Genomic DNA, 18,117 nt, shown 5'->3' on the forward strand with positions numbered 1-18,117 from the left:
GGATGTGAGATGTGACCAGAAGCCAACGCCCTGCTGTAATGGTAGGGATATGCTAACAGGTCACGGTTTGATTGTAAGAAATAGAGTCTAGTAGGTGTACAAATGGCGATAGCGAGTTTAAAGAAAGGGTTTGGGAAACCAAAACCAATCAAGACTACGAACAACGCATGGAAGACAATCCCATGGACTAAGGTTCAGCGGAAAGTATTCAAGCTCCAAAAGAGTATATTTCAAGCAGCTAAATCGGGACAGGATGCAAAGGTAAGAAGGTGGCAACGTCTATTGGTGAAATCATATTATGCCCGACTCTTAGCAGTGCGGCTGTAGGGGCGGGTTCCACGGTCAGCCATGCTTCCCAACAGTCAGCTTAATAAACCCGCCCCCCAGGCGGGTCAAGGCAAGAAAACTGCCGGAGTTGATGGAATGAGAGCAATCTCCCCAAGACAAAGGTTTGAGCTTGTTAAGAACATTAAGGGAAAACTCAAAACAAAACCACTACGACGGGTGTGGATTCCAAAACCCGGCAGGGATGAAAAAAGCGGGAATGGGAATACCCACAATCCAAGATAGAGCAAGGCAAGCCTTGGTTAAATCGACTCTCGAACCTGAATGGGAATCGAGATTTGAAGGCACAAGCTATGGGTTCCGTCCAGGACGTTCAGCCCAAGATGCAATAGCCAGGATTTACCAGAGTATCAACAAAGGTGAATATTTCGTGCTAGATGCAGGTGCGAGACGTTCGGGTATGAAATAGGGCTGAAATGCCCGAAATAACTACCCGGTGAGGATTCCAGCTCCGAATCTGGATATAAGGAGACCTCTCCTGAGCATCCTCATAACTGATTATATGTCCCGACGCTTAGGTAACTAAGCAAGGCAGGGAACTCAAGGTCATAAACGAACTGAGAAATCAGGGAGTAGAGAGTAACGGCGATAGCCACCCCCAGTTTTGGAAATCATAACTCCAGGATAGAAGCGGGGAACGGAAGGCGTGAGGTAGAACCTACTACCAAGACGCGACCACTGCCAACCATCTATGATTAGGAAGACCGAATGTCCGACTTGAACCATCGTAAAGCACGAGCAGCGAAATAGGTTGATACGCTGCGCCCAAAAGGGCAAGGGGAAAAGTGGGGGATTCTGCATTCTACCCACACAGACCTTTAGAAGTACCCCGGTCGATAGGACAAATCTAACGATGGAATGCCCATATAATCGGAACGTTGTAACCCCTCTAATGCTCTGCCCATAAACAAGTGAGTAATGCAATTCACAAGGCAGTAGTGAAAAATGTAAGCGCATGCTTAGAGGGCTAAGGATGTGACCAGAAGCTAAAGCCCAATTGTCATGGTTGGGATATGCCCAATTGTCACGGTGTGGATATAGATACTGCGGTCAGTAAGAGTATAATGGCGAGGACGAGTTTAAAGACTACGTGCTGCATATAGCTCTGAACATCGAAGTAAAAAGCAGGTCTGTTGATTCTGCTCCTTTGACAAAACAGGGTATCCACACCAGGAGCCGTATGAAGGGAAACTTTCACGTATGGTTCTGAATGGGAGGGGATGGTGGTGACTCCATTCTCGACCCCTAACATATAGCGTGCGAGACGTTTAGGAGTGAAATAGGGCTGCAATGCCTGAAATAACCTCCTAGTGGGACTTCCACCCCTTGGTGGAATATAAGGGATTCGCACCCCTGACCATCCCATAACTATCTATGTGTCTCAACATCTGGCTTCGACAACCAGATAAGGCAGAGAGACTCAAGGTCAAGACTGAGCGAAAAAAAAGAGGGAAGTTGTGAACCCCTTGAGTATAACGTAAGGTTGAGAGTAACGGCGGTAGCCACCCCCAATTTGAGGATTCACACTCAACGGGTTGAAGCGGGGAACGGAAGGCGTAATAGAGGAACCTACCTCTCACTCGAGCGCTGCCAACCATCCATGATTAGGGAAACCGAATGTCCGGCTTGAACCATTGTAATGCGTCAGTAGCGAAATAGGTTGATACGCTGCGCTCAAAAGGGCGAGGGAAAAAAAGTAGGAGGCTGCTATAACTACCTACACAGACCTTTAAAAGTACCCCGGTGGATAGGACAAATCTAAAGATGGAATGCCCGCATAGATGGAACGTTTAAACCCCTCATTGGCTCTCAAGTGGCGGGATGTACCCGTGGAGTAGTGAAAAGTGTAAGCGTATGCCTTTAAGGGGAAAGGATGTGATTGAAAGCTAATGCCTAACTGTAATGGTTAGGATATGCCCACTAATCACGGTGTGGATATAGAGACCGCGATAAGTAAGAGTTTAATGGCAGCGAGTTGAAAGACTAACGCAAGCATATAGCTTTGAAAGTTGAGGTCATAAAGCAGGGGGTTGTAACCCTGTTCCCAGTGACAAAAGGGGTATCTACATCAGGAGCCGTGTGCTGGGAAACTCGCGAGCACGGTTTGGAATGGGAGGGGTAGGCTGTGAAGTTTATCTCGACCCCTAACAAAATGCTCTTACCGTGAACCATGATTACCTACTGTCCAAAACTCAATGTCCAAGCTGCCTGAAAAGAGACCTGAGACAATGGCTCAAAGCGGGTGTATTGGATAACGGTGTATTTGAGGATACAGAAACAGGGACACCCCAGGGAGGGGTAATAAGTCCAATACTCGCCAACATCGCACTGTTGGGAATGGAAAGGTTAGTTAAAGAAATGTATCCCAATAAAGGAACAACCACCCAGGTGAACCTTATAAGATATGCCGATGATTTTGTGGTCATCTCAAAAGACTTAAAAATCATCGAACAGTGCCAAACTGCAATTTCTGAATGGTTAGAACCTGTAGGACTAGAAATTAAACCCGAAAAAACTCGAATTTGTCACACACTCAATCCTATTGAGTATAACGGCAAGATTGAGGAACCGGGGTTTAATTTTCTATGATTCAATATCAGGCAATATCCGGTAGGAAAATATAAATCTGGGAAAACAGGGGGAAGAGGAAGCCGATTAATCGGTCACAAAACCCATATTAAACCCAGTAAAAAAGCATTTAAAGCCCAAATTGAAGTGATAAAGGGTGTAATAAAACAACATAAAACGGCACCCCAACCAGCTCTGATAAGTAGACTAAACCCAATTATAAGGCGATGGTCAAACTACTATTCAGGAGTAGTCTCAACAGAGACCTTCAACAAACTAGACCATATAGTCTGGAAGATGCTAAGGGCATGGACAGTATCAAGATGCGGAAAGGCGAATCATGAAAAGTTAAGGAACTACTTCCAGCAGGAAAGGGTTAAACTTAGCAACGGAAAAGAAAGGCATGAAACTTGGTTGTTTAAAACTAAAGAGGGACTCCAATTGTGGAAACATAATTGGACCCCAATTGCCAGACATACCCTAGTACGCCCAGAAGCGACACCATACGACGGAAATTGGACTTATTGGGCAACCAGAAAAGGACAAGCAATCGATACGCCAACAAGGGTAGCGAAACTACTCAAAAAGCAAAAAGGCAGGTGTTCCTGGTGTGGACAGTATTTTGCACCATCAGATTTAGTTGAAGTAGACCACATTGTACCTCGAAACTTAGGTGGAAAGGATGAATACAAGAATCTTCAATTATTGCACCGTCACTGTCACGATAATAAAACGGCGCTTGACAAAAACAACGCCAAAGCTGTATCCTTAACAATGGAACAATCAGACTAGGAGCCGGATGAGGTGAAAGTCTCACGTCCGGTTCTGAATGGGAGGGGTAGACCGTGAGGTCTATCTCGACCCCTAATTCTTGGTAAATATATAAGAGTATCCTTGAGTCAGTCCATCAATTTGCCCAGAGTAGATGAATTTTTAGAAGAACTTGCAGCCATTCAGCAAACCGGCTCCAAGCGCATTGCCTTACTCGGTTCCCGCCATATTCCCTTAACCCATCAGAATTTGATTGAGATGATGAGTTATGCCCTAGTTTTGGGGGGAAACCATCTGATTACCTCCGGTGCAACCGGGACTAACTCAGCCGCCATTAGAGGGGCAATGCGGGCTGATCCTAATCTTTTAACAGTCATTCTACCTCAAAGTCTCGAACGTCAGCCTCGCGAGTCACGGTCACAGCTAGAACAGGTCATCCATTTGGTCGAAAATCCCTCTGGAGATACCTTATCATTGGCCGAAGCTAGTTCCTCCTGCAATCAGGAAATTATTTCCCGGTGTCAGCAGTTGATATGTTTTGCTTTTCATGACAGTGATACTTTGCTGAGGACCTGTGAAGAAGCCGAAAATCAGCGGAAGGTGGTAACTTTGTTCTATTTGGATTGAAGCCAGAGGTTGCCAGTGGCACTTAGTTGGTATAGATCTATTGGGGCAAGTTCTCAGAGATATAAGCTATCTCACCCCATAAGGCCTGATTTGCTGTTCAATGCCAAAATCAGACTGCTGTTACCGAAAAATTGGATACAAAGACCCGTCCTTTAGCCTAGCTGGGGACGGCTTTTTATCAAAATTGTTGCATATTTGGATGTTTGGGGTTAGAATCCTTGTCCTAAGAAATCAGTAGAACATTACATAGCAACGAAGGCTTATGGCTTCAACATCTTCTTTCGATATTGTCAGCGATTTCGACCGTCAAGAATTGGTCAATGCACTAGACCAAGCCAAACGAGAAATTATTAGTCGCTACGATTTGAAAGATACTAACACTACCCTAGAACTTGGTGATGAGGTAATTGTTGTCAATACCGACAGCGAGTTTACTCTTGATGCGGTCCATACGATTATGCAAACTAAGGCTGCTAAACGTAATCTATCCCTCAAAATTTTTGATTATGGAAAGGTTGAGTCAGCTAGTGGAAACCGAGTCCGCCAAGAAATTACCCTGAAAAAAGGGATTAGCAAGGATGTGGCTAAACAGATTACCAAGATTATTAAAGATAATTTCAAAAAATCTCAGGCTTCTATCCAAGGTGATGCGGTGCGGGTTTCTAGTAAGTCTAAAGATGATTTACAGGAGATAATTAGATATCTCAAGCAGGAAGATTTCCCCGTAGCACTACAATTTACCAATTACAGATAGTTAATATCCTACCAGGCGATCGGGTGCGATCGCCTGGTAGGGTGCGTCAGAACCAGGGTATATAAATCCCCAGGAATAATGCTCGGCTGACGCACCATTTCGAGTATACAAGTTCCCACACCGGCTCACGCCTACGGTAGGGTGCGTCAGAACCAGGGTATATAAATCCCCAGGAATAATGCTCGGCTGACGCACCATTTCGAGTATACAAGTTCCCACACCGGCTCACGCCTACGGTAGGGTGCGTCAGAACCAGGGTATATAAATCCCCAGGAATAATGCTCGGCTGACGCACCATTTCGAGTATACAAGTTCCCACACCGGCTCACGCCTACGGTAGGGTGCGTCAGAACCAGGGTATATAAATCCCCAGGAATAATGCTCGGCTGACGCACCATTTCGAGTATACAAGTTCCCACACCGGCTCACGCCTACGGTAGGGTGCGTCAGAACCAGGGTATATAAATCCCCAGGAATAATGCTCGGCTGACGCACCATTTCGAGTATATGAGTTCCCAGAAATAATTATGATGCTCTACCAACAATCAATTATCGGTTATGGTGCGTCAGAAATCAATTATCCCCTGTTGATTTCAATTCTCGGAGTCTGACACACCCTACTGATGGTTAAGGTTATGGTGCGAGGCGTTCAGGCATGAAATAGAGCTGTAATGCTCTATTTCATGCCTGGTAAGGATTTCAGCCCCTCGATTGAATACAAGAGACTCGCCTCTGACCATCCCTACAACTGTTTATATGTCCCAACGATTTGTATCAAAGTGATACTAAGTCAAGGCAGGGAACTCAAGGTCAAAACGCCAAAATGGAAATCTTAATGATTCCTTAACAATTGCGGAGAGAGTGACGGCGATAGCCATCCCCAGTTTGAGAAGTCATAACCCTAGGACTGAAGCGGGAAACGGAAGGCTCAGAGATACAACCTAGTATCGGAAATAACGAGACCACTCACTGCCAATCACCCATGATTAGGGAAACCGAATGTCCGGACTGAACCATCGTAATAACTCAAGTAGCGAAACAGGTTGACACGCTACGTCCAAAAGGGCAAGGGGAAAAGTAGGAGCCTTTTAACACTACCTACACAGACCTTTAAAAGTACCCCGGTGGACAGGACAAATATAAAGGTGAAAAGCCCATATAAACGGAACGTCATAATTCTTCCCAGGCTCTAACAATCTGGTCGAGAAAGTTAGTAGTGATAAATGTAAGCGGATGCCCGGGAAGAGGGGAGATGTGACCAGAAGCCAAAGCCCCACTGTAATGGTCGGGATATGCTAACAGGTCACGGTTTGACAGTAAGGAATAGAGATTAGTAGGTGTACAAATGACGATAGCGAGTTCAAAGAGAGGATTTGGGAAACCCAGTCCAATCAAGACTACGACCAACGTATGGAAGGCAATCCCATGGGCGAAAGTTCAACGGAAAGTCTTTAAGCTCCAAAAGTGTATATTCCAAGCAGCTAAATCGGGACAGAGCGCAAAGGTTAGAAGGTGGCAACGTCTGTTGGTGAAGTCATATTACGCTAGGCTCCTAGCAGTGAGGAAAGTAACCCAAGATAATCAAGGCAAGAAAACGGCGGGAATCGATGCTGTGAAAGTAATTTCACCAAAACAGAGACTCGAACTTGTTGAGAACATTAAGGAAAACTCCAAAGCTAAACCACTGCGACGGGTGTGGATTCCAAAACCAGGGAGGGATGAAAAACGCCCCCTAGGTATTCCCACAATCCAAGATAGAGCAAAGCAAGCGTTGGTTAAGTCGGCTCTCGAACCTGAATGGGAATCGAGATTTGAAGGCACAAGCTACGGGTTCCGTCCAGGACGGTCAGCCCACGACGCGATTAGCAGAATCTATACTGCTATAAATCAAGGACAATACTATGTTCTCGACGCTGATATATCAAAATGCTCTTACCGTGAACCATGATTACCTACTGTCCAAAATTCATTGTCCTAGTCGCCTGAAGCGAGATGTCAAACAATGGCTCAAAGCAGGTGTACTGGATAACGGCGTATTTGAGGATACAGAAAGGGGAACACCGCAAGGAGGGGTAATTAGTCCACTACTAGCAAACATCGCACTGGATGGCATGGCTAGATTAATAGAAAACTGTATCCAAAAGAAAAAGGGAAGGAAACAAGCAACCCTAATAAGATACGCCGATGATTTCGTGGTAATATCACCGTCAATAGAAATCATTGAACAGTGCAAAACTGCTATCTCAGAATGGCTAAGAAATGTAGGACTAGAAATCAAACCTGAAAAAACCAGAGTGTGTCATACACTAAACCCCTTACAACATGGGGAACAAACAGAAGAACCAGGATTCGACTTTCTAGGATTCAATATTAGGCAATACCCTGTAGGAAAGCTCAAGACTGGCAAAAACCCACAGGGAAAACCGCTAGGATTTAAAACGCTCATCAAACCTAGCAAGAAAGCAGTTAAAGCCCACACTGAGACGATACAAGGGATAATTGAGCAATATAAAACAAAACCCAAATCAGCCCTAATAAATAGACTAAATTCAATAATCCGAGGATGGTCTAATTACTATTCAGGCGTAGTCTCAGTTAAAACATTCGTCAAGCTGGATTATATAATCTGGCTAATGTTAAGGGCATGGACAGGCTCAAGATGCGGCACGATAAATCACGAAAAGTTGAGGAAATACTTTAGACCGGGAACGGTCAAACTCAGCAACGGGAAAGAAAGACATGAAACTTGGTTATTCAAAACCAAGGAGGGGTTCACACTATGGAAACATAATTGGACACCAATAGTCAGACATACCCTAGTGAGACCGGACGCAACACCATACGACGGAAACTGGACATACTGGGCAACCAGAAAAGGACAAGCAATTGGAACACCAACAAGGATAGCAAAACTACTCAAGAAACAGAAAGGTAAGTGTAAATGGTGTGGACAATACTTTACACCATCAGACGTAATTGAGGTTGACCATATTGTACCTCGATGCCTAGGCGGAAAGGATGTATACAATAATCTTCAATTACTACACCACCACACCCGCGATGACAAGACAGCCCTAGACAAGGCTAAAGCTGTATCCATAACAATGGAACAGTCAGACTAGGAGCCGTGTGAGGTGAAAGTCTCAAGCACGGTTTTGAATGGGAGGGAATGGAGGCGACTCCATTCTCGACCCCTAATGTTAAGTATCCAGCTATAGTAATTCGTTTGGGTATGACTGGCTATATACACTCGATAACTTTATGGTAATTTATTAAAGGAACTTCACTGATTCCTGATATTATTTTTGGGAAAACTTGCACAATTGTTCCCCTTATGGCTGAATGGCGCAGACGGTATTGGTTGGGTGCATCTCAATTAGGATATGAGTATAATTACTCAGAGAAAAAATCTACTCTTACCCTGATTAAGCAGCTAACGCGCCATTTAGGTAGGCACAGCGATGCCTCAACACCTTCGGCACATTCTCCCTTCGCCATTGTGCCCCCGGCAACTTCACCCTCATCCCAATTTGTTTCACCAACGACTCCACCCGACCCCAACCAATCGATTGCCCCGCTTCCTGCCCAGCCTGGTAGTCTATAATCCTAGTCTGGTGATGCTTTAAGTAATTGATAAACCCCGTCGCTCCCCGACATGGCTCTGGGCGTAGATACTCAATTGCCTTCTGGGTCTCCCCTCGCCATAGCAGTGCTCGCATCTGCGACTGTTGAGCCGGTGTTCCTTGCACCTTGTTAGCATTTTCCATTATTAGATACCAAGTGCGAGACGTTTAGGCATGAAATAGAGCTGCAATGCTTGAAATAACTGCCTAGTGGGGACTTAAACCCCTTGGTTGAATATAAGAGGCTCGCCTCTGACCATCTCCATAACTGTTTATATGTCCCGACGCTTAGGAAACTGAGCAAGGCAGGGAGGGAACTCAAGGTCAAAAACAAACTAAGAAATTAGGGAGTAGAGAGTGACGGCGATAGCCACCCCCAGTTTCAGGATTCACAACCCGTCAGATTGAAGCGGGGAACGGAAGGCGTGATGTAGAACCTACTACTAAATGCGACCACTGCCAACCATCCATGATTAGGGAGACCGAATGTCCGGCTTGAACCACCGTAATTATAAAGTAGCGAAATAGGTTGATGCGCTGCGCTCAAAAGAGCAAGGGGAAAAGTAGGGGGCTTTGGTTACTACCTATACAGACCTTTAAAAGTACCCCGGTGGAAAGGATAAATCTAAAGATGGAATGCCCATATAAACGGAACGTTTTAAATCCTCCTAGACTCTGATTATCTGGTCGAGATATCAGTAGGGATAAGTGTAACCGCAAGTCTTAGAGGATGTGAGATGTGACCAGAAGCCAATGCCCAACTGTAATGGTAGGGATATGCTAACGGGTCACGGTTTGATTGTAAAGAATAGAGTCTAGTAGGAGTACTATGACGAAAGCGAGTTTAAAGAAAGGATTTGAGAAATCAAAACCAATCAAGACTACGAAGAATGTATGGAAACAAGTGCGAGACGTTCAGGCATCAAATAGGGCTGCAATGCCCGAAATAACTGCCTGGTGAGGATTTCAACCCTTTGGTTTAATATAAGGAACGCACTCCTGACCATCCTCATAACTGTTTATATGTCCCGACGTTTGGAAAAATTCAAACAAGGCAGGGAACTCAAGGTCATAAACAAACTGAGAAATCAGGGAGTAGAGAGTAACGGCGATAGCCACCCCCAGTTTCAGGAATCACAACCCGTCAGATAGAAGCGGGGAACGGAAGGCGTGAAGTAGAACCTACTACCAGACGCGACCACTGCCAACCATCCATGACTAAGGAAATCTGAATGTTCCAACTTGAACCATCGTTAATACGAAGCAGCGAAATAGGTTGACACGCTGCGTTCAAAAGAGCAAGGGGAAAAGAAGAGGTTTTTGTTTACCATATTCACAGACCTTTAAAAAGTACCCCGGTGGAAAGGACAAGTCTACAGATGGAATGCCCATATAAACGGAACGTTTTAAGTCCTCCTAGACTCTGATTATCTGGTCGAGATATCAGTAGGAATAAGTGTAACCGCAAGTCTTAGAGGATGTGAGATGTGACCAGAAGCCAACGCCCTATTGTAATGATAGGGATATGCTAACGGGTCACGCTTTGAATGTAAGAAGTAGAGTCTAGTAGGTGTATAGATGGCGATAGCGAGTTTAAAGAAAGGATTTGAGAAATCAAAACCAATCAAGACTACGACCAACACATGGAAGACAATCCCATGGGCGAAAGTTCAGCGGAAAGTTTTCAAGCTCCAAAAGAGTATATTTCAAGCAGCTAAATCGGGACAGGATGCAAAGGCTAGAAGGTGGCAACGTCTATTGGTGAAATCATATTATGCCCGACTCTTAGCAGTACGGCGAGTGACTCAAGATAATCAAGGCAAGAAAACTGCCGGAGTTGATGGAATGAGAGCAATCTCTCCAAGGCAAAGGTTTGAACTTGTTGAGAACATTAAGGGAAACCTCAAAGCAAAACCGCTGCGACGGGTGTGGATACCAAAACCTGGCAGGGATGAAAAACGCCCTTTGGGAATACCCACAATCCAAGACAGAGCAAGGCAAGCCTTGGTTAAGTCGGCTCTCGAACCCGAATGGGAATCAAGATTTGAAGGCACTAGCTATGGGTTTCGACCTGGTCGGTCTGCCCAAGATGCAATTGGTAGAATCTATACTGCCATAAATAAAGGAAACTACTATGTACTTGATGCGGGTGCGAGACGTTCGGGTATGAAATAGGGCTTAAATGCCCGAAATAACTACCCGGTGAGGATTCCAGCTCCGAATCTGGATATAAGGAGACCTCTCCTGACCATCCTCATAACTGATTATATGTCCCGACGCTTAGGTAACTAAGCAAGGCAGGGAACTCAAGGTCATAAACGAACTGAGAAATCAGGGAGTAGAGAGTAACGGCGATAGCCACCCCCAGTTTTGGAAATCATAACTCCAGGATAGAAGCGGGGAACGGAAGGCGTGAGGTAGAACCTACCACCAAGACGCGACCACTGCCAACCATCTATGATTAGGAAGACCGAATGTCCGACTTGAACCATCGTAAAGCACGAGCAGCGAAATAGGTTGACACGCTGCGGCCAAAAGGGCAAGGGGAAAAGTGGGGGATTCTGCATTCTACCCACACAGACCTTTAGAAGTACCCCGGTCGATAGGACAAATCTAACGATGGAATGCCCATATAATCGGAACGTTGGTGCGAGACGTTCAGGCATAAAATAAGGTTGAAATACCTGAAATAACCGCCTGGTGGGGACTTAAACCCCTTGGCTGAATATAAGGAGATCTCTCCTGACCATCCTCATAACTGTTTATATGTCCCAACGATTAGTATCCCACGATACAAATCAAGGCAGGGAACCCAAGGTCAAAACCAACTAACTCATACAAATTACTTATACAAATTCTACAAATAGATAAGTAGAAGTTAGAGAGTCAGGGTAACGGCGATAGCCACCCCCAGTTTTGGGAATCACAACCCCAGGATTGAAGCGGGGAACGGAAGGCTCCAAGGTGTAACCCAACACCAGAATCGAGACCACTGCCAACCATCCATGATTAGGGAAACCGAATGTCCGGCTTGAACCATCGTAATGATTGGGCAGCGAAACAGGTTGATACGCTGCGCTCAAAAGAGCAAAGGGAAAAGTAGGAACTTCAATGTCATAACTACACAGACCTTTAAAAGTACCCCGGTGGAAAGGACAAATCTAAAGATGGAATGCCCATATAAACGGAACGTTTTAACCCCTCTTGGGCTCTGACAATCTGGTCGAGAGAGTCAGTAGTGAAAGTGTAAGCGCAAGCCCATTAGGGGGTGAGATGTGACCAGAAGCCAATGCCCGACTGTAATGGTAGGGATATGCTAACAGGTCACGGTTTGATTGTAAGAATAGAGTCTAGTAGGTGTACAAATGGCGATAGCGAGTTTAAAGAAAGGATTTGGCAAGCCCAAACCAATCAAGACTACGAACAACGCATGGAAGGCCATCCCATGGACTAAGGTTCAACGGAAAGTTTTCAAGCTCCAAAAGAGTATATTTCAAGCAGCTAAATCGGGACAGGACGCAAAGGTAAGAAGGCTGCAACGTCTATTGGTGAAATCATATTATGCCCGACTCTTAGCAGTGCGACTGTAGGGGCGGGTTCCACGGTCAGCCATGCTTCCCAACAGTCAGCTTAATAAACCCGCCCCCCAAGCGGGTCAAGGCAAAAAGACGGTTGGAGTAGATGGTGTGATAGCAATATCCCCTAAACAAAGGCTAGAAATGACCGAGAAAATCAAAGGAAACCTCAAAGCAAAACCACTGCGAAGGGTGTGGATTCCAAAACCTGGTAGGGATGAAAAAAGCTGGAATAGGAATTCCCACAATCCAAGATAGAGCCAGGCAAGCCTTGGTTAAGTCGGCACTTGAGCCCGAATGGGAGTCAAGATTTGAGGGCACTAGCTATGGGTTCCGTCCCGGACGGTCAGCCCAGGACGCAATTGGTAGAATTTACACTGCCATAAATCAAGGACAATACTATGTACTTGATGCAGATATAGCGAAATGCTCTTACCGTGAACCATGATTATCTACTGTCCAAAATTCATTGTCCAAGCTGCCTAAAAAGAGACCTGAAACAATGGCTCAAAGCAGGCGTGCTAGATAACGGTGTATTTGAGGATACAGAAGCAGGGACACCCCAGGGAGGGGTAATAAGTCCAATACTCGCCAACATCGCACTGCTGGGAGTAGAAAGGCTAGTTAAAGGAATGTATCCAAATAAAGGCACAGCCACTCAGGTGAACCTTATAAGATATGCCGATGATTTTGTGGTCATCTCCAAAGACCTAGGAATCATTGAACAGTGCCAAACTGCTATCACCAAATGGTTAAAACCGGTAGGATTAGAGATTAAACCCGAAAAGACTCGAATTGGTCACACACTCAAACCTATTGAGTATAATGGCAAAACAGAAGAACCTGGGTTTGATTTTCTCGGATTCAATATCAGGCAATACCCAGTAGGAAAATACAAGTCTGGAAAAACAGGGGGATATAAGAGTCGATTAATCGGACATAAAACCCACATAAAACCCAGCCAAAAAGCAGTTGTTGCCCACACAGAAGTGATAAAAGGTGTAATTAAACGACATAAGACAGCACCTCAATCAGCCCTGATAAGTAGACTAAACCCAATTATAAGAGGATGGGCAAACTATTACTCAGCAGTAGTCTCAACAGAGACCTTCAATAAGCTAGATAATACAATCTGGCAAATGTTAAGGGCATGGACAGTATCAAGATGCGGAAAGGCAAGTTACAAAAAGCTAAGTAATTATTTCAGACATGGAACAATTAAACTTAGCAATGGGAAAGAAAGACACGAAAATTGGCTATTCCAAACCAAAGATGGGATACATCTATTCAAACACATCTGGACCCCAATTGTCAGACACACCCTAATACGCCCCGACGCAACACTTTATGACGGAAATTGGACTTACTGGGCCACCAGGAAAGGACAAGCAATCGACACGCCAATTAGGGTAGCAAAACTACTCAAAAAACCAAAAGGTAGATGTACCTGGTGCGGGCAATTCTTTACCCCATCAGATTTAATTGAAGTAGACCACATTGTACCTAGAAGCCAAGGCGGAAAGGATGAATACAAGAATCTTCAATTATTACATCGCCATTGTCACGATGATAAAACAGCTCTTGATGAAAGAGATGTTGCTGTACTCTTAACAAAGAGACGGTCAAACTAGGAGCCGTATGAGGTGAAAGTCTCATGTACGGTTCTGCTGCTGAATGGGAGGGGTAGACCGTGAGGTTTATCTCGACCCCTAATTAACCCCTCTAATGCTCTGCCCATAAACAAGTGAGTAATGCAATTCACAAGGCACTAGTGAAAAATGTAAGCGCATGCTTAGAGGGCTAAGGATGTGACCAGAAGCTAAAGCCCAATTGTCATGGTGGGGATATGCCCAATTGTCACGGTGTGGATATAGATACTGCGGTCAGTAAGAGTATAATGGCGAGGACGAGTTGAAAGACTACGTGCTGCATATAGCTCTGAACATCGAAGTAAAAAGCAGGTCTGTTGATTCTGCTCCTTTGACAAAACAGGGTATCCACACCAGGAGCCGTATGAAGGGAAACTTTCACGTATGGTTCTGAATGGGAGGGGATGGTGGTGACTCCATTCTCGACCCCTAACATATAGCCAAATGCTCTTACCGTGAACCATGAATACCTACTGTCCAAAATTCATTGTCCAAGCAGCCTGAAGAGAGACCTGAAACAATGGCTCAAAGCGGGTGTGCTAGATAACGGCGTATTCGAGGATACAGAAACAGGGACACCCCAAGGAGGGGTAATAAGTCCACTCCTAGCTAACATCGCACTGGATGGTATGGAGAGGCTAGTAAAAGGAATGTATCCAAATAAAGGAACAACCACACAGGGAAACCTTATAAGATACGCCGATGATTTTGTGGTTATATCAAAAGACCTTAAAATCATTGAACAGTGCAAAACTGCAATTTCTGAATGGTTAAAACCTGTAGGACTAGAGATTAAACCTGAAAAAACTCGAATCTGCCATACGCTCAATCCTATTGAGTATAACGGTAAAACTGAAGAACCAGGGTTTGATTTTCTAGGATTCAATATCAGGCAATATCCGGTAGGAAAATATAAGTCTGGGAAAACCGGGGGAATGGCAAGACGATTAATCGGTCACAAAACCTGCATAAAACCCAGCAATAAAGCATTTAAAGCCCACATAGAAGTGATTAAAGGTGCAATTAAACAACTTAAAACAGCACCTCAGTCAGCCCTGATAAGCAAAATAAACCCGATTATTCGAGGATGGTCAAACTATTATTCAGCGGTAGTCTCAACAGAGACCTTCGTTAAGCTAGACAATATAATATGGCTAATGTTAAGGGCATGGACAAAATCAAGATGCGGAAAGGCAAATCACGAAAAGCTAAGAAACTATTTCAGACATGAAACGGTTAAACTTAGCAATGGGAAAGAAAGACATGAATCTTGGTTGTTCAAGACTAAAGATGGACTTCAACTATGGAAACATAATTGGACTCCGATTGTCAGACACACCCTAATACGCCCTGATGCAACACCATACGACGGAAACTGGACTTACTGGGCAACCAGAAAAGGACAAGCAATCGACACGCCAATTAGGGTAGCAAAACTACTCAAAAAGCAAAAAGGTAGATGTACCTGGTGTGGACAGTATTTCGCACCATCGGATTTAGTTGAAGTAGACCACATTGTACCTCAAAGCCTAGGCGGAAAGGATGAATACAAAAACCTTCAGCTATTACATCGCCACACCCGCGATGATAAAACAGCTCTTGATGAAGAGAGGTTGCTGTACTCTTAACAAGGAGGTGCAAAACGTTCAGGCACGCGCATAGGGTTGCAATACCCGAAATAACTGCTCGGTGGGACTTCCACCCCTTGGTGGAATATAGGGAGTCGCTTCCCTGACCATCCCATAACTGTTTATATGTCCCGACGCTTAGAGAAATCTAAGCAAGGCAGGGGACTCAAGGTCAAGACAGAACGCTTGAACGGTGGGAGTTGTGACCCACCTAGTATAGCATGAAGTTGAGAGTAACGGCAATAGCCACCCCCAATTTTCAGCAATTCTCATTTTGGAAATTCAACTGCTATCGGGTGGGATGTCTAACTCGAGACCCTCAAGCATAAAGGTCAGAAGGTGGTCCCAACTGTCGAAGTACAGTCTGGGTAAGCGCGCGCAAATCATTAAAGAAGGTTTGGCGCTTCGGTAAGTGCGCTCGTAGCAACTGGTACTTGTTATCGAGCAACTCCTGCAGGGTGTGGAAGAGCAGCGAGAGGATGTTGATGGTCCGGAGCAAGGAAGAAAGATGCTGCTTGTCATGGCCAAAATTGTGTTCGAGATGGTAGCCCTTGGTCTTGAGAGTGTTGTTGTTCTCATTCTCAACTTTCCAACGAGTCAGCCCGGCCCGAACCACCTCGGCTACATTCTCATCGCTGAGAGGATAATTCGTGGCTAAGGAGTTGTGATAGGTTACCTGGCCATCAGCGGTGGTGACAGTAAGTTCGCACCAGTTAACCAACAGCGCCTCATCGCTATCTTTGAGGGGGACTCCGTTGAGATAGCGGTAGGTATAGGTTTTCTCGACTTTACCAGTCCACTTCTTGGTCGTGAGGGTCGGGAGTTCGATGCCCTCTAGGTGTTCATAGAGGGTAGTATGAGACTCGGGGCGACAGACGACGATGAAGTTAAGTTGCTGCTCTAAAAACTGCTGACACAACGGTTGGTGGCAATAGAGGTCATCCCCTCAAACCGTGACATTCAAAGCCCTCAAGCATTGTTCTTGCCTCGATAGCCAGCGTTTGGCGGCGGCATTCTCACAGTCTTGCTTATCATGACCATCTTGGGGCACGATAAATTCGGGGACTAAGGGAATCACATGATTCTGTCCCGGACAGACGATGACTGGAGTGACAACACTATGGAAGTAATGGGTTTTTCCTGACTTCTGGGTGCGCGTTGAACAGTGGGGACAGTGAATTTGGTCGGAACTGAAGTATTCGGTGCCATCCAACGCGACTAATAGACTGTCCCCTAGGCAACGGAAGTCTTCTAACTGCCCCTGGGCTTCCAAGACTTGTAGGATATCCTCAAACACTGGAAACAGGTGCTCTGGGGACACGGCATCTAATAAGTCCCGAATCTGGTTATCACAGGGAATTCGATGAACTCCAAACAGACTTTGGGCATTGCTCTTGCCTTTACTCCCCTCCATCAGACGTTGATAAGCCAGAAACGACGGAGTTTGAGTAAAAAACACACTAAACGCACTTAAAGCGGCATCCTCCATTCCATAGCGGCGATTTTTACCCCGGCGCTTGTCCGGTAGCGATGACAAGCACTGGCGGAAAGAACCGACTAGAGTCTCAAAGCCACCTGGCTTTTTCAACGGCTCTGGCGCTCCTGGGTTTCTTGGATGTCATTACGATACAGGGATGCTGGGGACTTGAACAGGTTTTCGCCAAAATGAGAATTGCTGCCCAATTTTGGGAATCATAACCCCAGGATTGAAGCGGGGAACGGAAGGCGTGAAGTAGAACCTACTACCATATGCGACCACTGCCAACCATCCATGACTAAGGAAATCTGAATGTTCCGACTTGAACCACCGTCATAAGAAGGTAGCGAAACAGGTTGACACGCTGCGCTCAAAAGAGCAAGGGGAAAAGTAGGGGTTTCTCTTTACTACCTACACAGACCTTTAAAATTACCCCGGTGGACAGGACAAGTCTAAAGATGGAATGCCCGTATAAACGGAACGTTTAAACCCCTTTTAGGCTCTCGGCAGGATGTACCTGCACAGTAGTGAAAAGTGTAAGCGTATACCTTTAAGGGGAAAGGATGTGGCTGAAAGCTAATGCCTAACTGTAATGGTTAGGATATGCCCACTAGCCACGGTGTGGATATAGAGACCGCGACAATTAAGAGTTTTATGACGAGTGCGAGCTTAAAGACTACGAGGTTGTATATAGCTCCTAAAGTTGAGGTTACAAAGCGGGGGGTCGTAGCCCTGTTCCTACTGACAAATAGGGTATCTACATCAGGAGCCGTGTGCTGGGAAACTCGCAAGCACGGTTTGGAATTGGAGTTGGGGAAGGTGACTTCTCTTTCGACCATAACCAGTCAAATTAGGATCCGTATGAGGTGAAAGTCTCATGTACGGTTCTGAATGGGAGGGATAGACCGTGAGGTCTATCTCGACCCCTAATATCCCTTGGGCGAAAGTCCAGAGGAAAGTTTTCAAGCTCCAAAAGAGGATATTCCAAGCAGCTAAATCGGGACAGGACGCGAAGGCAAGAAGGTGGCAACGTCTATTGGTAAAGTCATATGATGCCCGACTCTTAGCAGTGCGGCTGTAGGGGCGGGTTCCACGGTCAG

The 18,117-nt window shown here is 45.4% G+C and carries 13 protein-coding genes and 7 pseudogenes; 17 read left to right on the plus strand and 3 right to left on the minus strand.

Annotated features, from left to right (window positions below):
• Window positions 1-102 precede the first annotated feature (102 nt).
• The 7 genes and pseudogenes from N39L_RS11610 to N39L_RS11640 all read left to right on the plus strand — a co-directional run bounded on the left by N39L_RS11610 (window position 103) and on the right by N39L_RS11640 (window position 5,065).
• Window positions 103-327: a reverse transcriptase N-terminal domain-containing protein gene (locus N39L_RS11610; RefSeq protein WP_014275286.1), complete on the plus strand. Its 225-nt coding sequence runs from the start codon at window positions 103-105 to the stop codon at window positions 325-327.
• A 21-nt stretch (window positions 328-348) separates the two neighbouring features.
• Window positions 349-570 (plus strand): hypothetical protein, encoded by a 222-nt coding sequence (locus N39L_RS11615; protein ID WP_014275287.1) that lies wholly within the window; start codon window positions 349-351, stop codon window positions 568-570.
• Window positions 530-754 carry a hypothetical protein gene (locus N39L_RS11620; protein WP_014275288.1) on the plus strand — a complete coding sequence of 75 codons (225 nt, stop codon included), beginning with the start codon at window positions 530-532 and terminating at the stop codon, window positions 752-754. Before N39L_RS11615 ends, N39L_RS11620 begins: the two co-directional genes overlap by 41 nt.
• Window positions 755-1,256: 502 nt before the next feature.
• Window positions 1,257-1,448, plus strand: a pseudogene (locus N39L_RS11625) (hypothetical protein).
• A gap of 1,060 nt (window positions 1,449-2,508) precedes the next feature.
• Window positions 2,509-3,705, plus strand: a pseudogene (locus N39L_RS11630) (group II intron reverse transcriptase); the annotation flags it as partial.
• A 102-nt stretch (window positions 3,706-3,807) separates the two neighbouring features.
• Entirely contained in the window at window positions 3,808-4,311 is a 504-nt protein-coding gene (locus N39L_RS11635) for a hypothetical protein (RefSeq protein WP_006615945.1), read from the plus strand.
• 262 nt (window positions 4,312-4,573) lie between these two features.
• A complete protein-coding gene (locus N39L_RS11640) occupies window positions 4,574-5,065 on the plus strand; it encodes a YajQ family cyclic di-GMP-binding protein (protein WP_006615946.1) in 492 nt (163 codons plus the stop codon).
• On the opposite strand, the gene N39L_RS11645 is transcribed toward N39L_RS11640, so the two are convergent.
• Entirely contained in the window at window positions 5,066-5,263 is a 198-nt protein-coding gene (locus tag N39L_RS11645; RefSeq protein ID WP_014275292.1) for a hypothetical protein, read from the minus strand.
• Window positions 5,264-6,410: 1,147 nt separating this feature from the next.
• Here N39L_RS11645 and ltrA point away from each other — a divergent pair.
• Window positions 6,411-8,187 (plus strand): annotated as a pseudogene (gene ltrA, locus N39L_RS11655) (group II intron reverse transcriptase/maturase).
• Window positions 8,188-8,490: 303 nt separating this feature from the next.
• Here ltrA and N39L_RS11660 read toward each other — a convergent pair.
• Window positions 8,491-8,844: pseudogene (locus N39L_RS11660) on the minus strand (ISKra4 family transposase); the annotation flags it as partial.
• A gap of 673 nt (window positions 8,845-9,517) precedes the next feature.
• Here N39L_RS11660 and N39L_RS11665 point away from each other — a divergent pair.
• The 8 genes and pseudogenes from N39L_RS11665 to N39L_RS11700 all read left to right on the plus strand — a co-directional run.
• The gene (locus N39L_RS11665) at window positions 9,518-9,649 is read left to right on the plus strand and encodes a hypothetical protein (protein WP_286131387.1); all 132 of its coding nucleotides are present in this window, start codon (window positions 9,518-9,520) and stop codon (window positions 9,647-9,649) included.
• Between the two features lie 62 nt (window positions 9,650-9,711).
• Window positions 9,712-9,840, plus strand: a complete 129-nt coding sequence (locus N39L_RS11670; protein WP_286133288.1) for a hypothetical protein — start codon at window positions 9,712-9,714, stop codon at window positions 9,838-9,840.
• Between the two features lie 426 nt (window positions 9,841-10,266).
• Window positions 10,267-10,836: pseudogene (locus tag N39L_RS11675) on the plus strand (reverse transcriptase N-terminal domain-containing protein); the annotation flags it as partial.
• A gap of 1,217 nt (window positions 10,837-12,053) precedes the next feature.
• Window positions 12,054-12,278: a reverse transcriptase N-terminal domain-containing protein gene (locus tag N39L_RS11680; protein WP_014275009.1), complete on the plus strand. Its 225-nt coding sequence runs from the start codon at window positions 12,054-12,056 to the stop codon at window positions 12,276-12,278.
• 21 nt (window positions 12,279-12,299) lie between these two features.
• A complete protein-coding gene (locus N39L_RS11685; protein WP_014275008.1) occupies window positions 12,300-12,521 on the plus strand; it encodes a hypothetical protein in 222 nt (73 codons plus the stop codon).
• Window positions 12,481-12,711: a reverse transcriptase domain-containing protein gene (locus tag N39L_RS11690; protein ID WP_014275007.1), complete on the plus strand. Its 231-nt coding sequence runs from the start codon at window positions 12,481-12,483 to the stop codon at window positions 12,709-12,711. Before N39L_RS11685 ends, N39L_RS11690 begins: the two co-directional genes overlap by 41 nt.
• The gene (locus N39L_RS11695) at window positions 12,701-13,894 is read left to right on the plus strand and encodes a group II intron reverse transcriptase (protein WP_014275298.1); all 1,194 of its coding nucleotides are present in this window, start codon (window positions 12,701-12,703) and stop codon (window positions 13,892-13,894) included. The genes N39L_RS11690 and N39L_RS11695 overlap by 11 nt, the downstream gene beginning before the upstream one ends.
• A 473-nt stretch (window positions 13,895-14,367) precedes the next feature.
• Window positions 14,368-15,540 (plus strand): annotated as a pseudogene (locus tag N39L_RS11700) (group II intron reverse transcriptase); the annotation flags it as partial.
• A 319-nt stretch (window positions 15,541-15,859) separates the two neighbouring features.
• Here N39L_RS11700 and N39L_RS11705 read toward each other — a convergent pair.
• Window positions 15,860-17,128: pseudogene (locus tag N39L_RS11705) on the minus strand (ISNCY-like element ISAtsp9 family transposase).
• A gap of 796 nt (window positions 17,129-17,924) precedes the next feature.
• Here N39L_RS11705 and N39L_RS11710 point away from each other — a divergent pair.
• Window positions 17,925-18,098, plus strand: coding sequence for a reverse transcriptase N-terminal domain-containing protein (locus N39L_RS11710; protein ID WP_014275301.1), 174 nt, complete (start codon window positions 17,925-17,927; stop codon window positions 18,096-18,098).
• The last annotated feature ends 19 nt before the right edge of the window (window positions 18,099-18,117 follow it).

Source organism: Limnospira platensis NIES-39 (assembly GCF_026000695.1).
Lineage (GTDB): Bacteria > Cyanobacteriota > Cyanobacteriia > Cyanobacteriales > Microcoleaceae > Limnospira > Limnospira platensis.

Excerpts from the sequence above, each read along its gene's own strand:
- N39L_RS11690 (WP_014275007.1), top strand. The coding sequence starts at position 12,481 with ATGAAAAAAGCTGGAATAGGAATTCCCACAATCCAAGATAGAGCCAGG.
- N39L_RS11680 (WP_014275009.1), top strand. The coding sequence starts at position 12,054 with ATGGCGATAGCGAGTTTAAAGAAAGGATTTGGCAAGCCCAAACCAATC.
- N39L_RS11620 (WP_014275288.1), top strand. The coding sequence starts at position 530 with ATGAAAAAAGCGGGAATGGGAATACCCACAATCCAAGATAGAGCAAGG.
- N39L_RS11665 (WP_286131387.1), top strand. The coding sequence starts at position 9,518 with ATGACGAAAGCGAGTTTAAAGAAAGGATTTGAGAAATCAAAACCAATC.
- N39L_RS11670 (WP_286133288.1), top strand. The coding sequence starts at position 9,712 with ATGTCCCGACGTTTGGAAAAATTCAAACAAGGCAGGGAACTCAAGGTC.
- N39L_RS11610 (WP_014275286.1), top strand. The coding sequence starts at position 103 with ATGGCGATAGCGAGTTTAAAGAAAGGGTTTGGGAAACCAAAACCAATC.
- N39L_RS11615 (WP_014275287.1), top strand. The coding sequence starts at position 349 with ATGCTTCCCAACAGTCAGCTTAATAAACCCGCCCCCCAGGCGGGTCAA.
- N39L_RS11685 (WP_014275008.1), top strand. The coding sequence starts at position 12,300 with ATGCTTCCCAACAGTCAGCTTAATAAACCCGCCCCCCAAGCGGGTCAA.
- N39L_RS11640 (WP_006615946.1), top strand. The coding sequence starts at position 4,574 with ATGGCTTCAACATCTTCTTTCGATATTGTCAGCGATTTCGACCGTCAA.
- N39L_RS11645 (WP_014275292.1), bottom strand. The coding sequence starts at position 5,263 with ATGGTGCGTCAGCCGAGCATTATTCCTGGGGATTTATATACCCTGGTT.